Annotated in this window: 22 protein-coding genes; 12 read left to right on the top strand and 10 right to left on the bottom strand. The window is 72.6% G+C overall.

What is annotated here, in order from left to right:
• Nucleotide 1 precedes the first annotated feature (1 nt).
• The 6 genes from atpD to BS75_RS14015 all read left to right on the top strand — a co-directional run bounded on the left by atpD (nucleotide 2) and on the right by BS75_RS14015 (nucleotide 5058).
• Entirely contained in the window at nucleotides 2-1447 is a 1446-nt protein-coding gene (gene atpD, locus BS75_RS14040) for a F0F1 ATP synthase subunit beta (protein ID WP_034088453.1), read from the top strand.
• Nucleotides 1448-1566: 119 nt separating this feature from the next.
• Nucleotides 1567-1938 carry a F0F1 ATP synthase subunit epsilon gene (locus tag BS75_RS14035; RefSeq protein WP_034088452.1) on the top strand — a complete coding sequence of 124 codons (372 nt, stop codon included), beginning with the start codon at nucleotides 1567-1569 and terminating at the stop codon, nucleotides 1936-1938.
• A 190-nt stretch (nucleotides 1939-2128) separates the two neighbouring features.
• On the top strand, nucleotides 2129-2674 hold the full coding sequence (locus BS75_RS14030) for a DUF2550 domain-containing protein (protein WP_034088451.1): 546 nt from the start codon (nucleotides 2129-2131) through the stop codon (nucleotides 2672-2674).
• Nucleotides 2675-2717: 43 nt separating this feature from the next.
• Nucleotides 2718-3290, top strand: a complete 573-nt coding sequence (locus tag BS75_RS14025) for a cob(I)yrinic acid a,c-diamide adenosyltransferase (protein ID WP_034088450.1) — start codon at nucleotides 2718-2720, stop codon at nucleotides 3288-3290.
• A 98-nt stretch (nucleotides 3291-3388) separates the two neighbouring features.
• On the top strand, nucleotides 3389-4681 hold the full coding sequence (murA, locus tag BS75_RS14020; RefSeq protein WP_034093033.1) for a UDP-N-acetylglucosamine 1-carboxyvinyltransferase: 1293 nt from the start codon (nucleotides 3389-3391) through the stop codon (nucleotides 4679-4681).
• A 44-nt stretch (nucleotides 4682-4725) separates the two neighbouring features.
• The gene (locus BS75_RS14015) at nucleotides 4726-5058 is read left to right on the top strand and encodes a 4a-hydroxytetrahydrobiopterin dehydratase (RefSeq protein ID WP_042437209.1); all 333 of its coding nucleotides are present in this window, start codon (nucleotides 4726-4728) and stop codon (nucleotides 5056-5058) included.
• Here BS75_RS14015 and BS75_RS14010 read toward each other — a convergent pair.
• Nucleotides 5055-5975, bottom strand: a complete 921-nt coding sequence (locus tag BS75_RS14010) for a helix-turn-helix domain-containing protein (RefSeq protein WP_034088449.1) — start codon at nucleotides 5973-5975, stop codon at nucleotides 5055-5057. The genes BS75_RS14015 and BS75_RS14010 overlap by 4 nt on opposite strands.
• A gap of 98 nt (nucleotides 5976-6073) precedes the next feature.
• Here BS75_RS14010 and BS75_RS14005 point away from each other — a divergent pair, with 98 nt between their 5' ends.
• Entirely contained in the window at nucleotides 6074-7588 is a 1515-nt protein-coding gene (locus BS75_RS14005) for an alpha/beta hydrolase (protein ID WP_034088448.1), read from the top strand.
• A gap of 13 nt (nucleotides 7589-7601) precedes the next feature.
• Here the strand turns inward: BS75_RS14005 and BS75_RS14000 are convergent, their stop codons facing one another.
• Entirely contained in the window at nucleotides 7602-7922 is a 321-nt protein-coding gene (locus BS75_RS14000) for a hypothetical protein (protein ID WP_042437208.1), read from the bottom strand.
• A gap of 154 nt (nucleotides 7923-8076) precedes the next feature.
• Here BS75_RS14000 and BS75_RS13995 point away from each other — a divergent pair, with 154 nt between their 5' ends.
• The 3 genes from BS75_RS13995 (at nucleotide 8077) to BS75_RS43340 (ending at nucleotide 11781) form a co-directional block, all read left to right on the top strand.
• Nucleotides 8077-8940: a 3-hydroxyacyl-CoA dehydrogenase family protein gene (locus BS75_RS13995; protein WP_034088447.1), complete on the top strand. Its 864-nt coding sequence runs from the start codon at nucleotides 8077-8079 to the stop codon at nucleotides 8938-8940.
• A gap of 237 nt (nucleotides 8941-9177) precedes the next feature.
• Complete coding sequence (locus tag BS75_RS13990; protein WP_042437207.1) at nucleotides 9178-9516, top strand: STAS domain-containing protein; 339 nt, start codon at nucleotides 9178-9180, stop codon at nucleotides 9514-9516.
• 156 nt (nucleotides 9517-9672) lie between these two features.
• Entirely contained in the window at nucleotides 9673-11781 is a 2109-nt protein-coding gene (locus BS75_RS43340) for an ATP-binding protein (RefSeq protein WP_052069409.1), read from the top strand.
• On the opposite strand, the gene BS75_RS48140 is transcribed toward BS75_RS43340, so the two are convergent.
• Together BS75_RS48140 and nucS are read right to left on the bottom strand one after the other, a co-directional pair.
• Nucleotides 11693-12274 carry a RodZ family helix-turn-helix domain-containing protein gene (locus BS75_RS48140; protein ID WP_156164255.1) on the bottom strand — a complete coding sequence of 194 codons (582 nt, stop codon included), beginning with the start codon at nucleotides 12272-12274 and terminating at the stop codon, nucleotides 11693-11695. The genes BS75_RS43340 and BS75_RS48140 overlap by 89 nt on opposite strands.
• 74 nt (nucleotides 12275-12348) lie before the next feature.
• Complete coding sequence (gene nucS, locus BS75_RS13980) at nucleotides 12349-13008, bottom strand: endonuclease NucS (RefSeq protein WP_034088446.1); 660 nt, start codon at nucleotides 13006-13008, stop codon at nucleotides 12349-12351.
• A 478-nt stretch (nucleotides 13009-13486) separates the two neighbouring features.
• Between nucS and BS75_RS13975 the strand changes: the two genes are divergently transcribed.
• On the top strand, nucleotides 13487-13879 hold the full coding sequence (locus BS75_RS13975) for an SCO5389 family protein (protein WP_034088445.1): 393 nt from the start codon (nucleotides 13487-13489) through the stop codon (nucleotides 13877-13879).
• 116 nt (nucleotides 13880-13995) lie between these two features.
• Here the strand turns inward: BS75_RS13975 and BS75_RS13970 are convergent, their stop codons facing one another.
• Nucleotides 13996-15096 carry an LLM class flavin-dependent oxidoreductase gene (locus BS75_RS13970; RefSeq protein WP_034093029.1) on the bottom strand — a complete coding sequence of 367 codons (1101 nt, stop codon included), beginning with the start codon at nucleotides 15094-15096 and terminating at the stop codon, nucleotides 13996-13998.
• 339 nt (nucleotides 15097-15435) lie between these two features.
• On the opposite strand from BS75_RS13970, the gene BS75_RS13965 reads away from it, so the two are divergent.
• Complete coding sequence (locus BS75_RS13965; protein ID WP_034088444.1) at nucleotides 15436-15786, top strand: hypothetical protein; 351 nt, start codon at nucleotides 15436-15438, stop codon at nucleotides 15784-15786.
• Nucleotides 15787-15824: 38 nt separating this feature from the next.
• Here the strand turns inward: BS75_RS13965 and BS75_RS48135 are convergent, their stop codons facing one another.
• The 5 genes from BS75_RS48135 to BS75_RS13940 form a co-directional block, all read right to left on the bottom strand.
• Nucleotides 15825-16865 carry an ABC transporter permease subunit gene (locus BS75_RS48135; protein WP_052069407.1) on the bottom strand — a complete coding sequence of 347 codons (1041 nt, stop codon included), beginning with the start codon at nucleotides 16863-16865 and terminating at the stop codon, nucleotides 15825-15827.
• Nucleotides 16862-17857 (bottom strand): ABC transporter ATP-binding protein, encoded by a 996-nt coding sequence (locus BS75_RS13955; protein ID WP_152645673.1) that lies wholly within the window; start codon nucleotides 17855-17857, stop codon nucleotides 16862-16864. Before BS75_RS13955 ends, BS75_RS48135 begins: the two co-directional genes overlap by 4 nt.
• 165 nt (nucleotides 17858-18022) lie before the next feature.
• Nucleotides 18023-18790: an ABC transporter permease gene (locus BS75_RS13950; RefSeq protein WP_034088443.1), complete on the bottom strand. Its 768-nt coding sequence runs from the start codon at nucleotides 18788-18790 to the stop codon at nucleotides 18023-18025.
• Between the two features lies 1 nt (nucleotide 18791).
• Nucleotides 18792-19823 (bottom strand): ABC transporter ATP-binding protein, encoded by a 1032-nt coding sequence (locus BS75_RS13945; protein WP_034088442.1) that lies wholly within the window; start codon nucleotides 19821-19823, stop codon nucleotides 18792-18794.
• Between the two features lie 168 nt (nucleotides 19824-19991).
• Nucleotides 19992-20924 (bottom strand): coiled-coil domain-containing protein, encoded by a 933-nt coding sequence (locus BS75_RS13940; RefSeq protein WP_034088441.1) that lies wholly within the window; start codon nucleotides 20922-20924, stop codon nucleotides 19992-19994.
• Between the last annotated feature and the right edge of the window lie 26 nt (nucleotides 20925-20950).

Raw genomic sequence — 20950 nt, 5'->3', positions numbered from 1 at the left:
CATGACTGCCACTGTTGAGACCGCGACGGCCCTCGGCCGTGTCGCGCGGGTCATCGGGCCGGTCGTCGACGTGGAGTTCCCCGTCGACGCCATGCCGGCCATGTTCAACGCGCTGAAGGTCGAGATCGACGCGCCGGACGGCACCGGCCGCAAGGTGCTGACCCTTGAGGTCGCCCAGCACCTGGGCGACGGCATGGTCCGCGCCATCTCGATGCAGCCGACCGACGGCCTGTCGCGCGGCACCAGCGTCGTCAACTCCGGCGAGGCCATCTCGGTCCCCGTCGGCGACATCACCAAGGGCAAGGTCTTCAACGCCCTCGGTGAGGTGCTGAACGTCGACAAGGACGAGTTCAACGCCCAGGTCACCACTCGCTGGCCGATCCACCGGGTCGCCCCGCGCTTCGACCAGCTCGAGTCGAAGACCGCGATGTTCGAGACCGGCATCAAGGTCATCGACCTGCTCACCCCGTACGTCCAGGGTGGCAAGATCGGTCTGTTCGGTGGTGCCGGTGTCGGCAAGACCGTCCTCATCCAGGAGATGATCTACCGCGTCGCCGAGAACTTCGGTGGTGTGTCGGTCTTCGCCGGTGTCGGTGAGCGTACCCGTGAGGGCAACGACCTCATCGAGGAGATGAAGGACTCGGGCGTTCTGGACAAGACCGCGCTGGTCTTCGGCCAGATGGACGAGCCGCCGGGCACCCGTCTGCGCGTCGCGCTCTCGGCCCTGACCATGGCCGAGTACTTCCGTGACGTGCAGGGCCAGGACGTTCTGCTCTTCATCGACAACATCTTCCGGTTCACCCAGGCCGGTTCCGAGGTGTCGACCCTGCTCGGCCGGATGCCCTCCGCGGTGGGTTACCAGCCGAACCTGGCCGACGAGATGGGTCTCCTCCAGGAGCGCATCACCTCGACCCGCGGTCACTCGATCACCTCGATGCAGGCGATCTACGTCCCCGCGGACGACCTGACCGACCCGGCCCCGGCCACCACCTTCGCCCACCTCGACGCGACGACGGTGCTTTCCCGTCCGATCTCCGAGAAGGGCATCTACCCGGCCGTCGACCCGCTGGACTCCTCGTCCCGCATCCTGGACCCGCGCTACATCGCGCAGGACCACTACGACACGGCCGTCCGCATCAAGGGGATCCTGCAGAAGTACAAGGACCTCCAGGACATCATCGCGATCCTCGGTATCGACGAGCTGAGCGAGGAAGACAAGATCACCGTCTACCGCGCCCGCCGCATCGAGCGCTTCCTCTCGCAGAACACCTACGTGGCGAAGCAGTTCACCGGCGTCGAGGGCTCGACCGTCCCGCTCGACGAGACCATCCACGCGTTCAACGCCATTGCCGACGGCAAGTACGACTCCACTCCGGAGCAGGCGTTCTTCATGTGCGGTGGCATCGAGGACCTGGAGCGCAACGCTGCCGAGCTCGCCAAGAAGTAACACCTTCTTGAAGGGCCAGGTGCTGAGGGGCGGCCCCGTACGGGACCGCCCCTCAGTGCACGATATTCTTTCCGCAACCCGGGCTTCACGGCACGGGCATCAAGACCGAGGAGCCCACTGTGGCTGAGCTGCACGTCGAGCTGGTCGCGGCCGACCGCAAGGTCTGGTCGGGCGAGGCCACGATCGTCCTTGCCCGTACCAAGTCCGGTGACATCGGCATCCAGGCCGGGCACACGCCGGTGCTGGGCGTCATGGAGTCCGACCCGGTGACCATCCGCCAGGCCGACGGCACCACCGTCGTCGCGGCGGTCCACGGCGGCTTCCTGTCCTTCGCGGACAACAAGCTGTCGATCCTGGCCGAGGTCGCCGAGCTGGCGGACGAGATCGACATCGAGCGCGCCGAGCGGGCGCTCGCCGAGTCCACCGGCGAGACCGCGGCGGCGGCGCAGCGCCGGGCCGAGGTCCGGCTGGCGGCGGCGACCAAGCGCTAGGCACTGCCGTCGACTTGTTAGGATCAGAACAAGGCGAACCACATGTCCCGGGGCACGCGAGTGACCCCGGGACTGCTGTACCCGGGCCCCGCACGGCAGTACGAGAGTTACGCCGGGGGTGGCACGACAGTTGAAGAGGCATTGGGCCTGAAGCGGCCCTGGCTCCGGACGGGCGAGGAGGTGGCAGGGCATGGTCTTCGCGGTGGTGATCGTCATCGCAGTACTGCTGGCCGTCCTGCTCGGGCTGGGCGCGTTCGCGCTGCGTCGGCGCCTGATCCAGCGTCCCGGCGGGACCTTCGACTGTTCGGCGCGGCTGAAGATGCCGCCGCCCCGCTCGCCCGAGCAGCTGGCCGCCGACGCGGCGCTGTTCGCCGGCGCGGAGGAGGAGGCGGTCCTGCCCTCCGGTTCGGCGCCGGCCCCGCTGCTGGCCGACGACGACAGCGGCAAGGGCTGGGTGTTCGGCGTGGCCCGCTACAACAACGACTCGGTCGAGTGGTTCCGGGTGTTCAGCTATGCGCCCCGGCCGCGGCGGGTGCTCCAGCGCTCCCGGATCGAGGTCCTGCACCGGCGCACGCCGGAGGGCCAGGAGGAGCTGGCGCTGCTGTCCGGCGCGGTCGTCCTCAGCTGTCTCCATGCCGGCGAGCCGCTGGAGCTCGCCATGAGCGAGGACGCCCTCACCGGCTTCCTCGCCTGGCTCGAAGCCGCCCCGCCCGGTCAGCGCGTCAACGTCGCCTGAGCCGGGCTTCTGCATATCTCGGCTGCGCCGCTACGCTCGCGGCATGGTCAACCTCACGCGCATCTACACCCGTACCGGCGACGACGGCAGCACCGCCCTCGGCGACATGAGCCGGACCCGCAAGACCGACACCCGGCTGGCGGCCTACGCGGACAGCAACGAGGCCAACGCGGCCATCGGTGTGGCGATTGCCTGCGGCGGGCTCGACGAGGACCTGAAGACCGTGCTGACCCGGATCCAGAACGACCTCTTCGACGTCGGCGCGGACCTGGCCACCCCGGTGGTCGAGAACCCGAAGTACCCGCCGCTGCGGGTGCTGCAGAGCTATGTGGACCGGCTGGAACAGGACTGCGACCGGTTCCTGGAGGAGCTGGAGAAGCTGCGCAGCTTCATCCTCCCCGGCGGCACCCCCGGCGCCGCGTACCTCCATGTCGCCTGCACCGTCGTCCGTCGGGCCGAGCGCAGCACCTGGGCGGCGATCGAGGTGCACGGCGACAGCATCAACCCGCTGACCGCGACCTACCTCAACCGCCTCTCCGACCTGCTGTTCATCCTGGCCCGCAGCGCCAACAAGTCCGTCGGCGACGTGCTGTGGGTCCCCGGCGAGAACCGTTAGCCGGCCCTCGGGCCGAGGGCTCACCCGAACGGCGGATGGGTTGCGGGCTGCGTACGGGTGTCCGAGGGGTGGCGGTGGGGCCGATAGGCTTGCTGGCCATGGAACGGTTGCGGGTGGTGGGCGGTGCGCGGCTCGCGGGGCGGGTGCGGGTGCCGGGGGCCAAGAACAGTGCGCTGAAGCTGATGGCGGCGGCGTTGCTCGCCGAGGGCGAGACCCGGCTGGGCAACCTGCCGCGGATCCTCGACGTGGAGATCATGGCCGAGCTGCTGCGGCGGATGGGCTGCACGGTGACGCTGGACTGGTCCACCGCGCCCGGCGACCACACCGGCACCGCGCTGATCGACGTCCCGGCCGAACCGGGGCACGAGGCCGACTACGACCTGGTCCGCCGGATGCGGGCGTCGATCGCGGTGCTCGGTCCGCTGCTGGCCCGCTGCCGACGGGTGAAGGTCGCCCGTCCTGGCGGTGACGCCATCGGCTCGCGCGGGCTGGACATGCACATCGACGGTCTCACCCGACTGGGCGCGGTGATCACCAACGAGCACGGCTTCCTGCTGGCCTCCGCGCCGGACGGGCTGACCGGGGCCAGCGTCGAACTGGACTTCCCGAGCGTCGGCGCGACCGAGAACATCCTGATGGCGGCCGTGCTGGCGCGCGGCGGAACGGTCATCGACAATGCCGCGCGGGAGCCGGAGATCGTCGACCTCTGCCGGATGCTGGAGGCGATGGGCGCCAAGATCAGCGGGGCGGGCAGTTCCACCATCGAGGTCCAGGGCGTGGACCGGCTGTTCCCGGTCTCCTACGAGACCCTCTCGGACCGGATCGTCGCCGGGACCTTCGCGGTCGCGGCGGTGATCACCCGGGGCGACGTCACCATCGAGCACGCCCGCGCGGACCATCTGCGGATCGCGCTGGACAAGCTGGTCGCGGCCGGCGCCGAGGTCACCGCCGAGGCGGACAGCTTCCGGGTGGTGATGGACCGCCGCCCGCGCTCGGTGGACGTGGTGACCCTGCCCTATCCCGGCTTCGCCACCGACCTCCAGCCGCAGTTCGCCGCGCTGAACTCGGTCGCCGACGGGGTGTCGATGATCACCGAGAACATCTTCGAGGCCCGCTTCGTCTTCCTCCAGGAGCTGGCCAGACTCGGCGCCCAGGTCCGCACCGACGGCCACCACGCGGTGCTGCGCGGGGTCCCCCGGCTGTCCGGTGCTCCCGTCCGTTCGACCGACATCCGGGCCGGTGCGGGCCTGCTGCTGGCCGGGCTGGTGGCCGAGGGCCCGACCCTGGTCTCCGAGATCCACCACATCGATCGCGGCTACGCGGGCTTCGTGGAACAGTTGACCGAGTTGGGCGCGGACGTGACCCGCGAGCCCGACCCCGACCCGTACTGAGGACGGGCCGGCTCCCGCCCGAACCGTGTGGAAGGGGTCCCGCCGTGCGCGACCGACCGCTGGACGAGGACGCCGTCACCCAGGCGCTGACCACGCTCCCTGGCTGGAGCCGGACCGGGGACGCGCTCACCGCCGAATACCGGGGCGACCGGGCGCGGGCGGTCGAGCTCTACGCCTCGATCGCGGCGCTGGAGGACAGCGCCGACCACCACGCGACGGTGGAGATCACCTACAACCGGGTCGGCTTCACCCTCAGCACCCACGACTCCGGCGACCGGATCACCTGGCGCGACACCGACCTCGCCCACCGCCTCGGCGAGACCTGCGCGGCGCACGGCTTCACGCCCCGGCCGCCGGCCCGGGGCGGGACGCTCTAGGCCTCGGCCGGCTGCTCGCGGAGGGCGGCGTGCAGCCAGTCGTGGGCGGCGCCCATGGTCGGCCGGCCGGCGTCCTGGCCCCCGGCCGCCTCGGCCGCGAGCAGCCAGTAGCGGTCCATGATCGGATGGGCGGTCCGCCGGAGGAAGCCGTCGAGCTGCCGGCGGAAGGCCGGGGTGTCGGCGGCCTCCAGGGCGTCGGCGTGGACGGTGACGAAGCAGTCGAGCGCGTCGCCGGCCCGGGGCGCCTGCCGGGCCGTCAGTTCGGCTCCGGCCAGGGCGTAGGCCTCGCTGAGCCCCTCGTAGACCACGGCCGGACGGCTGCCGTGGTCGGGCACCGAGGTCTGTGGCCGGCAGAGCTCGGGCCGGGCGGCGGAGGTGAGGGCGTGCAGTCGGGCGAAGGCCAGGACCTGGGCCGGGGAGGGGTCGCCCGGAGGCTGCGGCACCGCCTCCTCGATGATCGCGGAGAGCAGCGTCCGCGGCAGCCGGGGCGGCAGCAGCCAGCGCCAGAACCGGGCCATCGGCGCGGTGCTGGGCGGGGTGGTGATCGCCCCGATCAGCCGCAGCCGGTCCGCGCGCTCCTCGGCCGGGGAGTCGCGGAGCAACTGGAGCGCGGCCTCGCGCCAGCGCAGGGCCGCCAGTTGGCCGCCGAGCTCGCGCAGCCGCGCGGCGATGGCGTCCTCCAGCGCGGCCTCCTGCTCCAGCGCCCGGCCGACCTCGGAGACCGGCAGGTCGAGCGAGCGCAGCGAGCGGATCGTGCGCAGCCGGTCGAGGGCCTCGGGACCGTAGCGGCGGTGGCCGCCGCTGCTGCGGCCCGCCTCCGGCAGCAGGCCCCGGTCGGAGTAGAAGCGGACGGTCTTGACGGTGGTGCCTGCCTGTTCGGCGAGCTCGCCGATACTCCAGGTGCCATCGGGAAACACGGCTTGAACCTCCCTCAGGGGGAGTTCCTACGGTACAGGCGGGCACGGACGGCCGGGAGGCGGCCGCCGTGAGGTCCGAAGCGTAGGAGGAGACAGCGATGACGGCTTTCGTGCTGGTGCCGGAGAGCTACACCGGCGGTGCGGTGTGGGACGGGGTGGCGCAGCGGTTGCGGGCGGCGGGCGCCGAGGTGCACCCGGTGACCCTGACCGGCCTGGGGGAGCGCCGCGCGGAGGCGGGCCCCGACACCGACCTGGGCACCCATGTCGCCGACCTGGTCCGGGTGATCGACGCGGTCGAGGCGCCGGAGCTGGTGCTGGTCGGCCACGGCTACGGCATCCACCCCGCGCTGGGCGCGGCCGACGTGCGGGCGGAGCGGATCGCCCGGATCGTCTACCTGGACGCCGGGCTGCCGCAGGACGGCGAGTCGGTGCTGGACCTGCTGCCGGACCCGGCGGTCCGGGACTGGCTGCGGCAGCGGGCGGAGCGGACCGGGGCGGCCCGGCTGGTCCCGCCGCCCACGCCGGAGGAGCTGCCCTTCGGCGGCAGCGTGGCCGGGGTCCCGGCGGAGGCGCTGGAGCGGCTGGTGGCAGCGTCCGCCCCGCAGCCGCTGGGGACCTTCACCGAGCCGCTGCGGCTGACCGGGAAGTCCGCCGGGATCCCGTCGACCGGGATCCTCTGCACCGCCGGCGGGTCGAGCATCGCCATGGTCCAGATGCTGCTGCGGACCGGGGAGCCCCGGCTCCAGCCGCTGGCCGACCCCCGGGTGGGCCTCTTCGAGCTGGAGACCGGGCACTGGCCGATGCTCTCCTGCCCGGAGGAGCTGGCGGAGGTGCTGCTGCGGGCGGCCGCCGGGGAGGGGCAGCGGCTGACCGCGCCGACGCCGTCCGACCGGCCGGGCGCCTTCCTGCTCGACCTGCCGGAGCGGCCCCGCGAGCGCGTCGGACAGCTCGACCTCCACCTGCCGGACGAGCGGCCCGGGGCGGAGGGCCCGCGCCCGGCGGTGCTCTTCGTCCACGGCGGCCCGTTCCCGGCGGAGGCGCGGCCCACGCCCCGGGACTCGGCGACCTTCACCGGCTACGGCCGGTACGCGGCCGAGCAGGGGCTGGTCGGCGCGGTGGTCGACCACCCGCTGCACGCCCTGGGCGACTTCGAGCGGTCGGCCGGGGCGGTCGCCGCCGCCGTCGAGCAGCTGCGGGCCGACCCGAGGGTGGACCGGGACCGGATCGCGCTGTGGTTCTTCTCCGGCGGCGGACTGCTCACGGCGGACTGGCTGGCGGCGCCGCCGCCGTGGCTGCGCTGCCTCGCGGTGACCTATCCGGTGCTCGCCCCGCTGCCGAGCTGGGGGCTCTCCCGGTCCCGGTTCCGCCCGGTGGCGGCGGTCGGCCGGTCCGGCCCGCTGCCGGTGGTGCTGACCCGGGTGGAGCTGGAGATGCCGCAGATCGCGGCGACGGTGGCGGAGTTCCTGGACGCCGCGACCGCGGCCAGGGTCGTGGTCGACGTGGTCGACGTGGCCGGGGGCCACCACGGCTTCGAGACGATCGACCACGGCGAGGAGGCGCGGCAGGCCGTCGCCCGCGCCTTCCGGGCCGTGCGCGACCACCTGGAGGGCTGAGCCCGGCCGGGCACTAGTGGTTGTGTCCCTGGAGCAGGTCGCGGGCGGCCGGGGCCTGGTCCTGCCAGACCATGATCCGCAGCCCCTGGGTGGTCTCGACCAGGGTGTTCCGGACACCGGCCTGCTCCAGCAGGGCCGCGAGGCGCAGCGCCTCGCGGCCGTCGGCCGGGGCGGCGACCGGGGCCAGCAGCCCGTACTCGTCGGGCGCGCCGGACCGCGCCGGGCGCGGCGCGAGCGAGCGCCCGCCGCGCGCGGTCCACCGGAAGAGCAGCAGCAGGGCCCCCACCACGACGAAGGGGAGCACGAGTTGGAGCAGGGGATCGATTCGGCTCACCCCTCTATTCTCGTTCGTTCGGAGCCGCTCCATGCCTGTCGAGGAGCAGGTTTCCGGATCGGTGCCGGTGGAGTGGTCCCGGTCATAGGGGGCAGGGCCTCCGGGCGCTAGATTCCTCCCGGGGGCACTCACTCAAGGACGAGAGGACACCACCGTGGCCGAGCAGATCGCCGTCATCGGTGCCGGGCTGATGGGCTCGGGCATCGCGCAGGTGTCGGCCCAGGCGGGCTACGACGTCGTGCTGCGGGATGTGACCGAGATGGCACTGGCGCGCGGAGTGGCCGGGATCACGGCCTCCTACGAGCGGTTCGTGGCCAAGGGCAAGCTCGGCGCCGAGGCGGCGGAGGCGGCGCTGGCGCGGATCACCACCACCACCGAGCTGGAGGCCGTGGCCGGGGCCGACCTGGTGGTGGAGGCGGTGTTCGAGCAGCTGGAGGTCAAGCAGGAGGTCTTCCGCGCGCTCGACCGGATCGCCAAGCCGGGCGCGGTGCTGGCGACCAACACCTCGGCCATCCCGATCACCCGGATCGCCGCGGTGACCGAGCGGCCGGAGTCCGTGGTCGGGGTCCACTTCTTCTCGCCGGTGCCGATGATGCAGCTGTGCGAGCTGGTCCGGGGCTACAAGACCAGTGACGCGGCGCTGGCCGCGGCCCGGGCCTTCGCCGAGGGCGTCGGCAAGACCTGCGTGGTGGTCAACCGGGACGTGGCCGGCTTCGTCACCACCCGGCTGATCACCGCGCTGGTGGTGGAGGCGGCCAAGCTGTACGAGTCGGGCGTGGCCACGGCCGAGGACATCGACACCGCCTGCCGGCTGGGCTTCGGCCACGCGATGGGCCCGCTGGCCACGGCGGACCTGACCGGCGTGGACATCCTGCTGCACGCGGCGCGGAACATCTACACCGAGACCCAGGACGAGAAGTTCGCGCCACCGGAGCTGATGGCCCGCATGGTCACCGCCGGCGATCTGGGCCGGAAGACCGGGCAGGGCTTCTACGCCCACCCGGATGCCGTGAAGTAGCTGTTCGGGGCGGGTCACCGCCCCGGGTGAGCTTGATCACCTGGGGCTGTCCGAATCATTGGTTTGCACGATAATCGTCCGTACTTGCGATCCGGGGCGGCTTCCACTCGTCCGATCGAGTGATTTCCCGTCAGATATCGCTGTGGCCAGCAACCTCGACCGCTGGTTCCGCGTCAGATGAGAGAAGCACCGGGCGACCCCTGTGTCGGTCGTACGTCGAACCACGGAGGAACTGGCATGCGGATCAGGGGTGACCACGACGAGTTGGCCATCGAAGGACGGCTCGACGTTCGCACCGCCGCCGACGCCCGCTCCGTGCTGCACCAGGCCGTGGACCAGGGCTGCGGCGACCTGGTGATCGACCTCGCCGGACTGGAGTCCTGGGACGCCACCGGCCTCGGGGTGCTGATGGGCACGCACCGCCGGGCCGGGCGCGGCGGGCGGCGGCTGGTGCTGCGCGGCGTTCCGCCGCAGCTGCTGCGGCTGCTGACGGCGACCAAACTGCACCGCATCCTGGCGATCGAGGGCTATGCCCCCGATCTGCCGGACTCGCCGCTTCCGGTTGCTGCCGGGTAACGGCGCGTCCCCGGTCCGTCACCTGCTCTGGCCAGGGGTGCGGCATTGGTGAAGAGTGTGCAACAGTCTGCGCTCCGATACCGGATTGTCGGCCGCGCACGGGAGAATGTGCCCGCATTGCGCGCTGCGTACGTGACCCGGGGGCGAAAGAGGAACATGAACCCGCATCTGGTGGGGGAGGGCGAGGGCTCGGCCGAGCGGTCGCCGCGCGAGAACGCGAACAGCCCCGAGAACGAGACCACGGCCGACTACGGGTATGCCCACCCGGACCCGAGCGGCGCGGGCGGTCTGCTCGGCCCGGAGGAGGCGCAGCGCGCCTGGGCCGAGACGCAGGCCATGGCGACGGTCGACCCGGAGACCCGGCGCGAGTCCATACCCGCCGACCGGTCGAGTGCCAACCTCCCGGTCCGCTACGGCAGCACCGCCTCCACCGAGGTGGCCCGCACCGGGCCGCCCGCCGCCGAACTCCACCGCTCCGACTCCTCCGCCGAGCCCGCCAACGACGGACGCAGCCGCACCGGCGCCCTGGTCGTCGGCGACCTGCTGGTCACCGTGAACGCCGCCGACGGCACTACCGCCGTCCCCTGCCCGCCCGGAGTGCGCCCAGTACCGGTGCTGGTGGCCGCCGAGGCCAAGCCCCGCCCCCGCCCGGCCACCGGCCACCTGCTCGAACGCGACGCCCTCGGCGACCGGCTGCGGGACCGGCTGAGCCAGGGCCGCTGCGTCCGCCTGGTCGGTCCGACCGGCTCCGGCCGAACCGCCCTGCTCGACTCCGTCGCCGCCGCCTGCGCCGGCCTCGCCCCGGCCGGGGTGGTCCAGCTCACCGGCCACCGGCGGACCCCCGCCGACCTGCTCCAGGAGCTCTTCGCGGCCACCCATCGCGCCCCCGGCCTCCGCCCGGGCCGGGAGGAGCTGCCGGAGCTGCTGCGCGGCGTCGGCGCGATCGTCGTGGTCGACGACCTCGCCTTCGGCGGCGAGGCGCTGGAGGAACTGCTCGGCACCGCGCCGGAGTGCGCCTTCCTGGTCGCCACCACCCCCGAGGTCGCCGCACCGCTGGCCACCTCGCGGATGGAGGACGTCACCGTCCCCGGGCTGTCCCGGCAGGCCAGCCTCAATCTGCTGACCCGGCTCGCCGGACGCGGCCTGGACGAGACCGAGCGCTCCTGGGCGGTCGACCTCTGGTTCGAGTCGGAAGGGCTGCCGATCCGGTTCGTCCAGGCCGCCGCGCTGCTGCGGCACCGGGAGGCCGCGATCGAGGCGCTCGCCGCCGGACTGCCGGGGACCGACTGGGAGGGGCTGGAGTCGGCCGACGAGGGTGTGCAACTGCTGCACACCCAGCGGCTGTCCGGATTGCTGGTGGACCCGGTGAACGGCGGGCCCCGGCCCACCCCCGGCGGCTTCGAGGCCTACCACAGCAACCAGCAGGGCCCGGCCGAGGAACTGGCGCCCGACCCGGTGCCGCTGCCCTCGGTCGCCGAGAGCGCCGCCCCCGCCGCCCGGATCGCGCGCGGCCTCAGCGAGCCGGCCCGGCGCACCCTGCGGCTGGCCACCGCGCTCGGCGGTGAGTGCCCCACCGCCCCGCACCTGCCCGCGCTGATCGACGTGGGCCACGGCGAGGCCGCCCTGGACGAACTGGTCGAGGCCGGGCTCGCCGAGTCGGCCGGCGTCCACCACCGGCTCACCGACCGGGTCGCCGCGCTGCTCGCCGACGAGTGGACCGGCTCCGACCCGGCCCGCGAGGCCGCCCAGCACTTCGCCTGGTGGACCGGCCACGCCTCGGTGAGCGAGGAGCAGATCGCCGACGAGGCCGAGGTCCTGCTCGCGACCATGTACGCCGACCGCGAGGCCGGACGCCACGCGTCGGTGGTGCTGCTGGCCCGCGCCGCCGCGCCCTCCTTCGCGCTCACGCTGAACTGGGGCCAGTGGGAGCGGGCGCTGCGCTTCGGCCTGGAGTCGGCACGGGAGACCGGCGCGGTGGCCGAGGAGGCGTGGTTCCACCACGAGCTCGGGCTGCTGGCGCTGAGCACCGGCGCGTTCGACCGCGCGCGGGCCGAGCTTGAGGCCTCCATCGCGCTGCGCGCCGCGCTCGGCGACGCCCGTGGCGCGGCCGGGGGCCGGGCCGCGCTGGGCCTGCTGAACGAGGCCGGGACCATGCTCACCGCGCGTCCGGTGGTGCTCAGCGTCGGCGGCTCCGGCCGGTCCGGGCTGCGCCGGCTGGCCGGGCGCGGGGGCGGGGCGGCGAGGGCGGCGACGACCGGCCGGTGACCCGCCGCCAGATCGCGGCGGCCGTGGTCGGCGTGGTGCTGATGGGCGCACTGGGCTCGGCGGTGGCCCTGGGCGTCGGGGCCTTCGGCAGCAACGACGACCCCCGTCCTGCCACCGTCGCCCCCGGGGCCTCGCTGTCGGGCGCGCCCGGCAGCGGGGCGACCACCGGCGGCGGGCCGACCGCCCCCGTCACCGCCTCGCTGTCGCCGAGCGCCACGCCCTCGGGCTCGGCGGGGCCGAGCCAGCAGAGCACCGCCGGCGGGCCGCAGACCGGCGACCAGGCCTCCGGGACCACCCCCAGCGCGCCGGAGTCGAGCCAGTCGCGCTCCTCCAGCACCGCCCCGGTGAACCCGCCGCCGGCGTCCAGCACCCATGCCTCGCCGCCGCCGTCGAAGTCCTCGTCGCCGTCGGCGAGCACCTCGCCGTCGTCGAGCAGCCCGTCGCCGTCACAGTCCTCCTCGACCCCGCCCACCGCCGCGCAGACGCAGAGCACCAGCTCGCAGAGCGCCTGAGCGCCGCTGCCGGGCCGGGGTCGACCCCGGCCCGGCAGCGCGCGTCAGCGGGGGCTCAGAACAGCTTCAGCTTGTCGTCCTCGATGCCGCGCATGCCGTCGTAGTCCAGCACCACGCAGCCGATGCCCCGGTCCAATGCCAGTACCCGGGCCTGGGGCTTGATCTGCTGGGCCGCGAAGACGCCCTTCACCGGCGCCAGCAGCGGGTCCCGGTTGAGCAGTTCCAGGTAGCGGGTGAGCTGCTCGACGCCGTCGATCTCGCCCCGGCGCTTGATCTCCACGGCGACGGTCACCCCCTCGGCGTCCCGGCAGAGGATGTCGACCGGGCCGATCGCGGTCGGGTACTCGCGCCGGATCAGCGTCCAGCCGGCGCCGAGCACCTCCATCCGGTCGGCCAGCAGCTCCTGGAGGTGTGCCTCGACCCCGTCCTTGATCAGACCCGGGTCCACCCCGAGTTCGTGCGAGGAGTCCAGCACCACCTCTTCAAGGGTGATGATCAGCCTTTCTCCGGCTTTGTTCTCCACGGTCCAGCGGCCCTCCTCCTCCTTCAGCGAGCAGGGCGGGGACATCCAGTTGAGCGGCTTGTAGGCGCGGTCATCCGAGTGGATCGCGACGCTGCCGTCGGACTTGATCAGGATGAGGCGCTGGGCGGACGGCAGGTGGGCGGTGAGCCGTCCTGCATAGTCGACGGAGCAGCGGGCAATGACGAGACGCATGGCCGACCACGCTAGCCCACCGGGGCCATTCGGAGCGATTCGGCGAAAGTGTGCGCCGCACCGAAACCGGGGGAGTGAACCGGGGTGTTCCCTTGAACGAGTGGGTCGCCCGTCCGTGTCACGCGCCGGAGCACGGGGCAGACGCTTCGATTCTGGCTTGATCCGCACACAGGCAGCCTGGTGCAACTGCGCACGGAGGCCTACGGTGTGTAACGGCCGGAAGGGAAAAGGGGGGGTCATCGTATGAACTGTCCGATGACTCCCGTGTCGCAGTCGACCACAGTTGGCCCGGCTAGGGGGAATAGTCCGTTCCGCCCCACTGGGCCGCTTTCCCTGGGACGCTGTCAGCTACGACTGCGGTTCCACCGCACGACATGGCGTGTCGGCTCCTGTCCGACCAGTTCCACCGCGCCGCTGTTCCGCCCCGCACCACCACCTCGGGGCCGCCCGGCTCACGAGGTCCGCGAGAGGAGAACCCATGTCGCTCGACGTCTCACCGGCCCTGCTCGAGAAGGCCGAGCGAGGCGAGGTTGACGAGAGGGAATTCGTCGACTGCGTCCGTGTCTCCCTGCCCTACGCCTGGGAGCTCATCAGTTCGCTGGTGGCCCAGCAGAAGGTCGACGGCAGCGAGATGGCCGACAACCAGGTTCCGCCGCCCTCGGAGCAGGCCCGTGGCCAGCTGCTCCGCGCGATGGCGAGTGATGCGATCCGGGGTTCGCTGGAGCGGCACTTCGGTGTCCGCCTGGCATTCCAGAACTGCCACCGGGTCGCGGTCTTCCCGCTCGGACCGGGGACAGAGGCGCGCTACGCGCTCTTCACCTCGATCCGGGCCCAACTGCTCAACCAGTCCGAGGAACTGAGGGACTGCTAGCCGCAGCCTCCGCTCGGTGAGCCGAATCGACCCGTCGGTGTGCTTCGCGTACGAGATTGACCACCGACGGGCCGGGACTGCCTCCGACCGACTGACCGACCAACCTGCTGACTGGGTCAGGCCAGCAGCGGCAGGACCTCCGCCCCCAGCCGGTCCACGTTCCGCAGGGTCGACTCGCGGTCGCCCGATCCCTCCACCAGCAGGGCGAAGCGCCTGACGCCGGTGCGCTCGGCGGTCTGCGCCAGCCGGTCCGCGCACAGCTGCGGGGTGCCCACGGCGTGGAGGTCGCAGAGCAGTTCGGTGTACTCGCGCGGGTCCCGCATCCGCCGCTCCCGGCCGTCCACCGTCCGGTGCGCGGAGAGTCCGTGGTGGAACCAGTCCGGCATCGACTTCAGCAGCACCCGCCGGGCCTCCGCGCCGCTGTCCTCGACCTGGGCGACGCCGGCCGCCATGTGCTCGGCCTCGATCCGGCTGATCTCGTCGGGCGTCCGTCCGGCCTCGCGCGCGGCGCTCCGGTACGCGGCGACCATCGCCGCCTTGTCCTCGTCCCCGGAGTGCATCCCCAGCAGCATCGGCACGCCCTGCTGCGCGGCCAGCTGCACGGTGCTGAGGGAGGTGCAGGCGATCATCACCGGCGGGCCGTCGGAGGCCGCCCCGGCCGTGGCCAGCTGGTCGGCGTACTCGGGGCCCCGGCGGCCGCCGGGCGAGACGAGCGGCAGCGGCTGCTCGGTGGCCCGGGGGACGACCGCGACCTCCGGGAAGGTGTAGCGCGGCCCCTCGCCCGCGACCCGGGACGAGCGCAGCCAGCGCAGCAGCAGGTCCAGCGACTCCGGGAAGCCGTTCTCGAAGGCTTCCGCCCCGCCGCCGAACACGTCCAGGTCGATCCAGGGGCCGCCGCGGCCGACGCCCAGGGTGAACCGGCCGCCGCTGGTGAGGTGCAGCAGCGCGGCCTGCTCGCCCAGCGCCACCGGGTGCTGGGTCGGCAGCACGCTGACGGCCGTGCCGACCCGGATCCGCCGGGTGCGGCCCAGCAGCAGCGCGGCCAGGGTGGTCGCCGAGGGGCAGACGCCGTAGGGCACGAAGTGGTGCTCGGCGAGCCAGACGCTGTCCAGCCCCGACTCCTCGGCGGCCACGGCGGCGGAGACCGCCCGGTCCAGCGCCTCCGCGTGCCCCTGGCCCGGGAATTGGGCGGCGAGCAGGAACAGGCCGGTGCGGATCGGCGGCGGATTGCCCGCCGTCCGGCTCGGCCTGGGGGCCACGCGTTGGCGGGGTACCCGGGCGGTGGGGGTGGCGATGGCTGGTCTGGCCGACACTGGGAATCAACTCCTCGGTCCCGCGGGGGAACTTCGGTCCCGCGTCTCACACAGGAGTAACGCATGTCATGTGCCAGCGGCACAGGGGATAAGCCCGGTGAGCGCGATTACGGGTGGATTTGGGGTTGCACTCTGGTGCATCTCCCGGTCTTGTGCTAATGCGGATTCGGTGTCAGATTCCGTGCCCGCACCCGTTGCTCGTACCCTGGTGGTGACCATCATGCCGTCAGCCCAGGGAGTACCGTGTCGCCGCGCCGAAGTCGCCCCCGGGGGAGTGAACCCGGGAAGCCGCGTTCGAATGACGAGGAGAACGGCACCGGCGGTCGCGGCTGGGGCCTGGAGCAGACCGAGTTCTACCGGGGCGAGGAGTGGCGGGTCCGCGCGGTCGCCGGCGACAGCGGCAAGTTCTACCGCTGCCCCGGCTGCGACCAGGAGATCCCGCCCGGCGTCGGCCACCTGGTGGCCTGGCCGACCTCCGGCGTCGGCGGCCTCGGCGGGGTGGACGACCGCCGCCACTGGCACCGCGCCTGCTGGACCGCCCGGGAGCGGCGCGGGGCCGTCGTCCAGCGCGGACGCAACGCCCCGCGCCACTGACGCCGACGACCGCCCGCCCCGGCCCGACCCGGCGGGGGTCAGGCGTCCCGGTGCAGCAGCGCCGCGTACGCGCCGCCGAGCACGGCGGCGGTGCCGGCCGCCAGCACGCCGAGCAGCCCCCAGCCGCCGAGGTTGCCCGAGCCCTCGCCGAACAGCGCCGCCGACATGTTGATCGGCGAGAAGGTCAGCAGGTTGACCCCGGCGCCGTCCGGGAGGAACAGCGCCAGGATGAACGGCAGCAGCAGCAGGCCCAGCATCACCGCGATCGCCCCGGCGCTGTGCCGGAGCAGGGTGCCGACGGCCAGTGAGAACAGGCCGATCAGCGCCAGGTAGAGCCCGCCGCCGAGGACCGCCAGCAGTACGGCGCCGCCGTCCGGGGCCTGGTTGTGGCCGTCCAGGATGGCCGAGGAGAACAGCACCTGCAGGCCGACCGCCGCCGTGCCGAGGACGAAGGCCAGCCCGAAGAAGACCACCGCCTTCGCGGTGAGCAGTTCGGCGCGCCGGGGGTAGGCGGTCAGCGTGGTGCGGATCATCCCGGTGCCGTACTCCGAGGTGACCGCCAGCACGCCCAGGGTCACCACCGGGATCTGCCCGACGATGAAGCCGCCGAGGCCCAGAGCGAGGTAGCCGGAGCTCTCCATCTGCCCGGCGGCGTAGGCGTCGGCCATCAGCCCGATGCCCAGGATCAGTCCGAACATCGACACCAGGGTCCACATCGTGGACTGGACGGTGCGGATCTTCGTCCACTCGGAGGCCAGGGCGTTGCCGAGGCGCGCGGGGGCGGCCGGCAGGTCCAGCGCGGCGATCCGCAGGGCGGCCGGAACGGGATCGGGCGCGGGCCTGGCCGCGGGCTTGGGCGCGGGAGTGGAAGCGGGCGCGGGCGTGGGCGCGACCTGGGCCGGGACCGGGACCGGGGCCGCGACCGGGGCCGGGGCCGGTTCCGCCGCTGCCTCGGGTCCGGCCTCGTCCTCGGCCTCGGTGTCCGGCTCGGTCTCGGCCTCGGGGGTGGCCTCGGACTCCGGCTCGGGGGTGGTCTCGGACTCCGGCTCGGGGCCGGAGGACAGGATCTCCATCTTCATACCGCCACCCCGTCCAGCTCCGCAGCGCCGAGCAGCTCCGCGTCGTATTGGTCCCCAAAGCCGCCGGAGGCGTTGCTGCGGTACTCGACCGCGTCATGGGTGAGCTGCATGTACGCCTCCTCCAGGGTCGCCTGATGCGGTGACAGCTCGTACAGCCGCACCTTTTCCTCCCAGGCCAGGTCACTGATCCGGGGCAGCGGAACGCCGTGGATGCGGAGCGCCCCGTCCGGCTCCTGCTCGACCTCGCCGCCGATCCGGCGCAGCGCCGCGCCCAGTCGCTCGCGCTGCTCGGCGGCGTCCTCGCCGTCGGGGGTGCGCACCCGGGCGAAACCGGTGGAGTGCCGGTCGATGAACGCCTTGGTGCTGAGGTCGGCCAGCAGCCGTCCGCGGCCGATCACGATCAGGTGGTCCGCGGTGACCGCGATCTCGCTCATCAGGTGCGAGGAGACGAAGACCGTGCGGCCCTCGGCGGCCAGTCGGCGCATCAGATTGCGGACCCAGTGGATGCCCTCCGGGTCGAGCCCGTTGACCGGCTCGTCGAACAGCAGCACCTGCGGGTCGCCGAGCAGCGCCGCCGCGATGCCGAGCCGCTGGCCCATGCCGAGCGAGAACTCGCGGCTGCGGCGGTGGGCGGCCTCGCGCAGGCCGACGATGTCCAGCACCGTGTCCACCCGCTCCCGGGGCAGCCCGGCCAACTGCGCCAGGCAGAGCAGGTGGTTGTGGGCGCTGCGTCCGCCGTGCACGGACTTGGCGTCCAGCAGGGCGCCGACCGTACGGGGGGCGTTCGGCAGGTCCCGGTAGCGGTAGCCGGCCACCGTCACCTGGCCCGAGGTCGGTTCGTCCAGACCCAGCACCATCCGCATGGTGGTGGACTTCCCGGCGCCGTTGGGTCCGAGGAAGCCGGTGACCAGGCCGGGTCTGACGGAGAAGCTGAGGTCCTCGACGGCCGTGTGCGGGCCGTATCTCTTGGTGAGACCCTGTGCTTCGATCATGCGGTGGATGCCCCTCGTTGCGCGGACCGGTGGTCCGCGCATCCCACCACGAGCGGGCGCCACCCCGGAACCCCTGACTGGGGGGTGTCTGGCATCTGTGACAAGACCAGTACAGAGTAAGAGGGTTGAAAGACGTTCTGGTTGGTGCAGCAGTGCGACGGTGCGTCAGGCGTCCCGGTTGTGCAGTAGCAGATAGCCGCCGAGCAGGCAGACCGCCGTCCAGGCGAGGCAGATGAAGAAGCCCGCCAGCGGCCCGTAGGGGATGTCGCTGCTGCCCACCACCGAGGCCATCTGGGTGCCGGCCTTGTCGGGGAAGTAGCGGGCCACCGTCTTGATCTTCGGCACATTGCCGAGGATCGGGGAGATCAGGAAGAAGAAGGGCATCAGCAGGCCGAGCGAGGCCACCGGCTTGCGCAGGATGAAGCCGACGCCGAGCGAGAGCAGGGCGATCAGTATCATGTAGACGGCCATGCCGAAGACCGCCCGCAGCACGTGCGGGCTGCCCAGGGTGGTGCGGTGGCTGCCCAGCAGGGCCTGACCGAGCAGGAAGCTGACGAAGCTGGTGGCCAGTGCCACCGGCAGGACCAGCACCACCACCGCCGCCGCCTTGGCGGCCAGCAGGGTGAGCCGCTGCGGGACGGCGGACAGCGTCACCCGGATCATCCCGGTGCTGTACTCGTTGCCGACGACCAGCACGGCGAAGACGATCAGCGCCAGCTGGCCCAGGAAGATCCCGGAGAAGCTGGTGCTGGTCGGGTCGAAGGTCGCCTGCTCGCTCGGCGACATGTTCTTCCAGTTGCTGTTGGTGACCGCGCAGATCACCGCGGACAGGCCGACCGTGACCACGAAGGTCACCGCCAGCGTGATCACCGTGGACCTGACGGTCCTGACCTTGGTCCACTCGGAGAGCAGGACCGCTCGGGGGTTCGCCATCTCAGCTCTCCTTCTTCCAGCCGGCGCCCCACACGGGCGCGTCCGTCGGGGCCGGCGCCGCGGTCGGCGCCGCCGTCGGCATCTGGTTCGACATCGCACTCGGCACCGGCGGCTCGCCGCCGGTGCGGTACTCCACCGAGGAGGCGGTCATCCGGATGAACGCCTCCTCCAGCGAGGCCCGTTGCGGACTCAGCTCGTGCAGCGCGATGCCCTGGTCGCGGGCCAGGTCGCCGATGGCGGCGGCGTCACCGTCCAGCACCTCGTAGCTGCCCGCGTGGCCGCTGTCGTGGTGGGCGGGGACGGCGCTGATGCCCTGCGCGGCCAGCGCGCTCAGCAGCGCCTCCGGCTCCGGGGTGCGCAGCCGGACGAAGCTGTGCGAGTTCTGGTCGATGAACTGGTCCATCGTCAGGTCGGCCAGCAGCCGGCCCTGCCCGATGACGATCAGGTGGTCGGCGGTCAGCGCCATCTCGCTCATCAGGTGCGAGGAGACGAAGACCGTGCGGCCCTCGTCCGCGAGCGACTTCATCAGGTTGCGGATCCACAGGATGCCCTCGGGGTCGAGCCCGTTCACCGGCTCGTCGAACATCATGATCTGCGGGTCGCCCAGCAGCGCGGCGGCGATGCCGAGCCGCTGGCCCATGCCGAGCGAGAAGCCGCCGGAGCGGCGCTTGGCGACCTCCTGCAGCCCGACCAGGTCCAGCACCTCGCCCACCCGGCCGGCCGGGATGCGGTTGCTCTGCGCCATCCAGAGCAGGTGGTTGTAGGCGCTCCGGCCGGGGTGCACGGCGCGGGCCTCCAGCAGTGCGCCGATGTGCCGGAGCGGCTCGCTCAGCTGGCTGTAGTGCTTGCCGTCGATGGTCACCCGGCCGCCGGTGGGCCGGTCCAGGTCGAGCATCATCCGCATGGTGGTCGACTTGCCGGCGCCGTTGGGACCCAGGAAGCCGGTGACCACGCCCTGCGGCACCTGGAAGCTGAGCCTGTCCACGGCGAGCCGGTCGCCGTAACGTTTCGTCAGCTCGTGGACCTCGATCATCGTCGCTCCCTGCTCGCCCGGACGCTGGTCACTCTGCGTCAGAATAGGACAGAGCGGGTGAAGTTGCCCGACAGGCGCACCCGGCACGGCAGCCCCGGCAACGCCGAAGGCCCCGCACCCCGCCGCGGTGGGCGGCGGGCACGGGGCCTTCGGCAGGAACGGCAGACGTCAGCGCGACTGCTGCGCGGGCACGCCGCGGGTCAGGTCGTCGTCCGGCAGGGTCGCCGCAGCGACGGCCGCACCGGTCAGCGTGGCCAGCATCTCGCGGACGTTGGTCAGCTGGGCGTTGATGCTGTCCCGACGGTTCGTCAGCGCCGCGAGCTCGCGCTCGGACTCGCTGCGGATCCGGTCGGCCTTGGCGTTGGCGTCCGCGACGATGTCCTCGGACTGGCGCTGGGCCGTCTCGACCGTCTGGCGGGCCCGGCGCTCGGCGTCGGTACGGAGCTTCTCGGCCTCCAGGCGCAGCTGCTCCGCCCGGTGCTCGATCTCCGCGAGGCGCTTCTCGGCCTTGGCCTGACGGGCCGCCAGATCGCGCTCGGACTGCTCGCGGCGCTTCGCCAGGTTGGTCTCGAAGTCCGCGGCGGCCTGGGCGGCCTTGGCGCGGGTCTCCTCGAAGAGGGCGTCGGCCTCCTCGCGCTTGTTCTGCGCGTCCTTGGTGGCCTCGGCGCGGAGCTGGGTCGAGTCGCTCTTCGCCTTGTCGACGATGCGCTGGCCCTCGTCCTCGGCCTTGGCCTTACGGTCCTTGGCGAAGGTCTCGGCCTCGCTGCGGACCTGCTGCGCGGCGGCCTCGGCCAGCTCGCGGTGCTGCTCGGCGGCGCGACGGGCCTCCTCGCGAAGGTCCTTCGCCTCCTCCTCGGCCAGCCGCAGGATCTTCTCGACCCGGGCGCCGAGGCCGGCGTACGAGGGCTCCGTGTCGGAGACCTGGGCCTGCGCGTTCTGGGTTTCGAGGTGCAGCTCCTCGATCCGCTTCTCGAGCGCGGTGATGCGGGCGAGGGCGCTGTCCCGGTCTGCGATCAGCTTGCTGATGCGCTCGTCGACCTGAGCACGCTCGTACCCACGTCGCACGGTGTCGAAGCCGTGCGGAGAGTGTGGATCGCTCATGGGGTTCGGTTCCTGTCGTATGCCCG

Source organism: Streptacidiphilus albus JL83 (assembly GCF_000744705.1).
Taxonomy (GTDB): domain Bacteria; phylum Actinomycetota; class Actinomycetes; order Streptomycetales; family Streptomycetaceae; genus Streptacidiphilus; species Streptacidiphilus albus.
The sequence above is the reverse complement of the archived record's forward strand: the minus strand, read 5'-3'. Positions and strand labels throughout refer to the sequence as shown.

What these genes read in the sequence shown, in the direction of transcription:
- atpD (WP_034088453.1), top strand. Translation starts at nt 2, where the DNA reads ATGACTGCCACTGTTGAGACCGCGACGGCCCTCGGCCGTGTCGCGCGG.
- BS75_RS14030 (WP_034088451.1), top strand. Translation starts at nt 2,129, where the DNA reads ATGGTCTTCGCGGTGGTGATCGTCATCGCAGTACTGCTGGCCGTCCTG.
- BS75_RS14025 (WP_034088450.1), top strand. Translation starts at nt 2,718, where the DNA reads ATGGTCAACCTCACGCGCATCTACACCCGTACCGGCGACGACGGCAGC.
- murA (WP_034093033.1), top strand. Translation starts at nt 3,389, where the DNA reads ATGGAACGGTTGCGGGTGGTGGGCGGTGCGCGGCTCGCGGGGCGGGTG.
- BS75_RS14005 (WP_034088448.1), top strand. Translation starts at nt 6,074, where the DNA reads ATGACGGCTTTCGTGCTGGTGCCGGAGAGCTACACCGGCGGTGCGGTG.
- BS75_RS13990 (WP_042437207.1), top strand. Translation starts at nt 9,178, where the DNA reads ATGCGGATCAGGGGTGACCACGACGAGTTGGCCATCGAAGGACGGCTC.
- BS75_RS43340 (WP_052069409.1), top strand. Translation starts at nt 9,673, where the DNA reads ATGAACCCGCATCTGGTGGGGGAGGGCGAGGGCTCGGCCGAGCGGTCG.
- nucS (WP_034088446.1), bottom strand. Translation starts at nt 13,008, where the DNA reads ATGCGTCTCGTCATTGCCCGCTGCTCCGTCGACTATGCAGGACGGCTC.
- BS75_RS13975 (WP_034088445.1), top strand. Translation starts at nt 13,487, where the DNA reads ATGTCGCTCGACGTCTCACCGGCCCTGCTCGAGAAGGCCGAGCGAGGC.
- BS75_RS48135 (WP_052069407.1), bottom strand. Translation starts at nt 16,865, where the DNA reads ATGAAGATGGAGATCCTGTCCTCCGGCCCCGAGCCGGAGTCCGAGACC.
- BS75_RS13955 (WP_152645673.1), bottom strand. Translation starts at nt 17,857, where the DNA reads ATGATCGAAGCACAGGGTCTCACCAAGAGATACGGCCCGCACACGGCC.
- BS75_RS13950 (WP_034088443.1), bottom strand. Translation starts at nt 18,790, where the DNA reads ATGGCGAACCCCCGAGCGGTCCTGCTCTCCGAGTGGACCAAGGTCAGG.
- BS75_RS13945 (WP_034088442.1), bottom strand. Translation starts at nt 19,823, where the DNA reads ATGATCGAGGTCCACGAGCTGACGAAACGTTACGGCGACCGGCTCGCC.
- BS75_RS13940 (WP_034088441.1), bottom strand. Translation starts at nt 20,924, where the DNA reads ATGAGCGATCCACACTCTCCGCACGGCTTCGACACCGTGCGACGTGGG.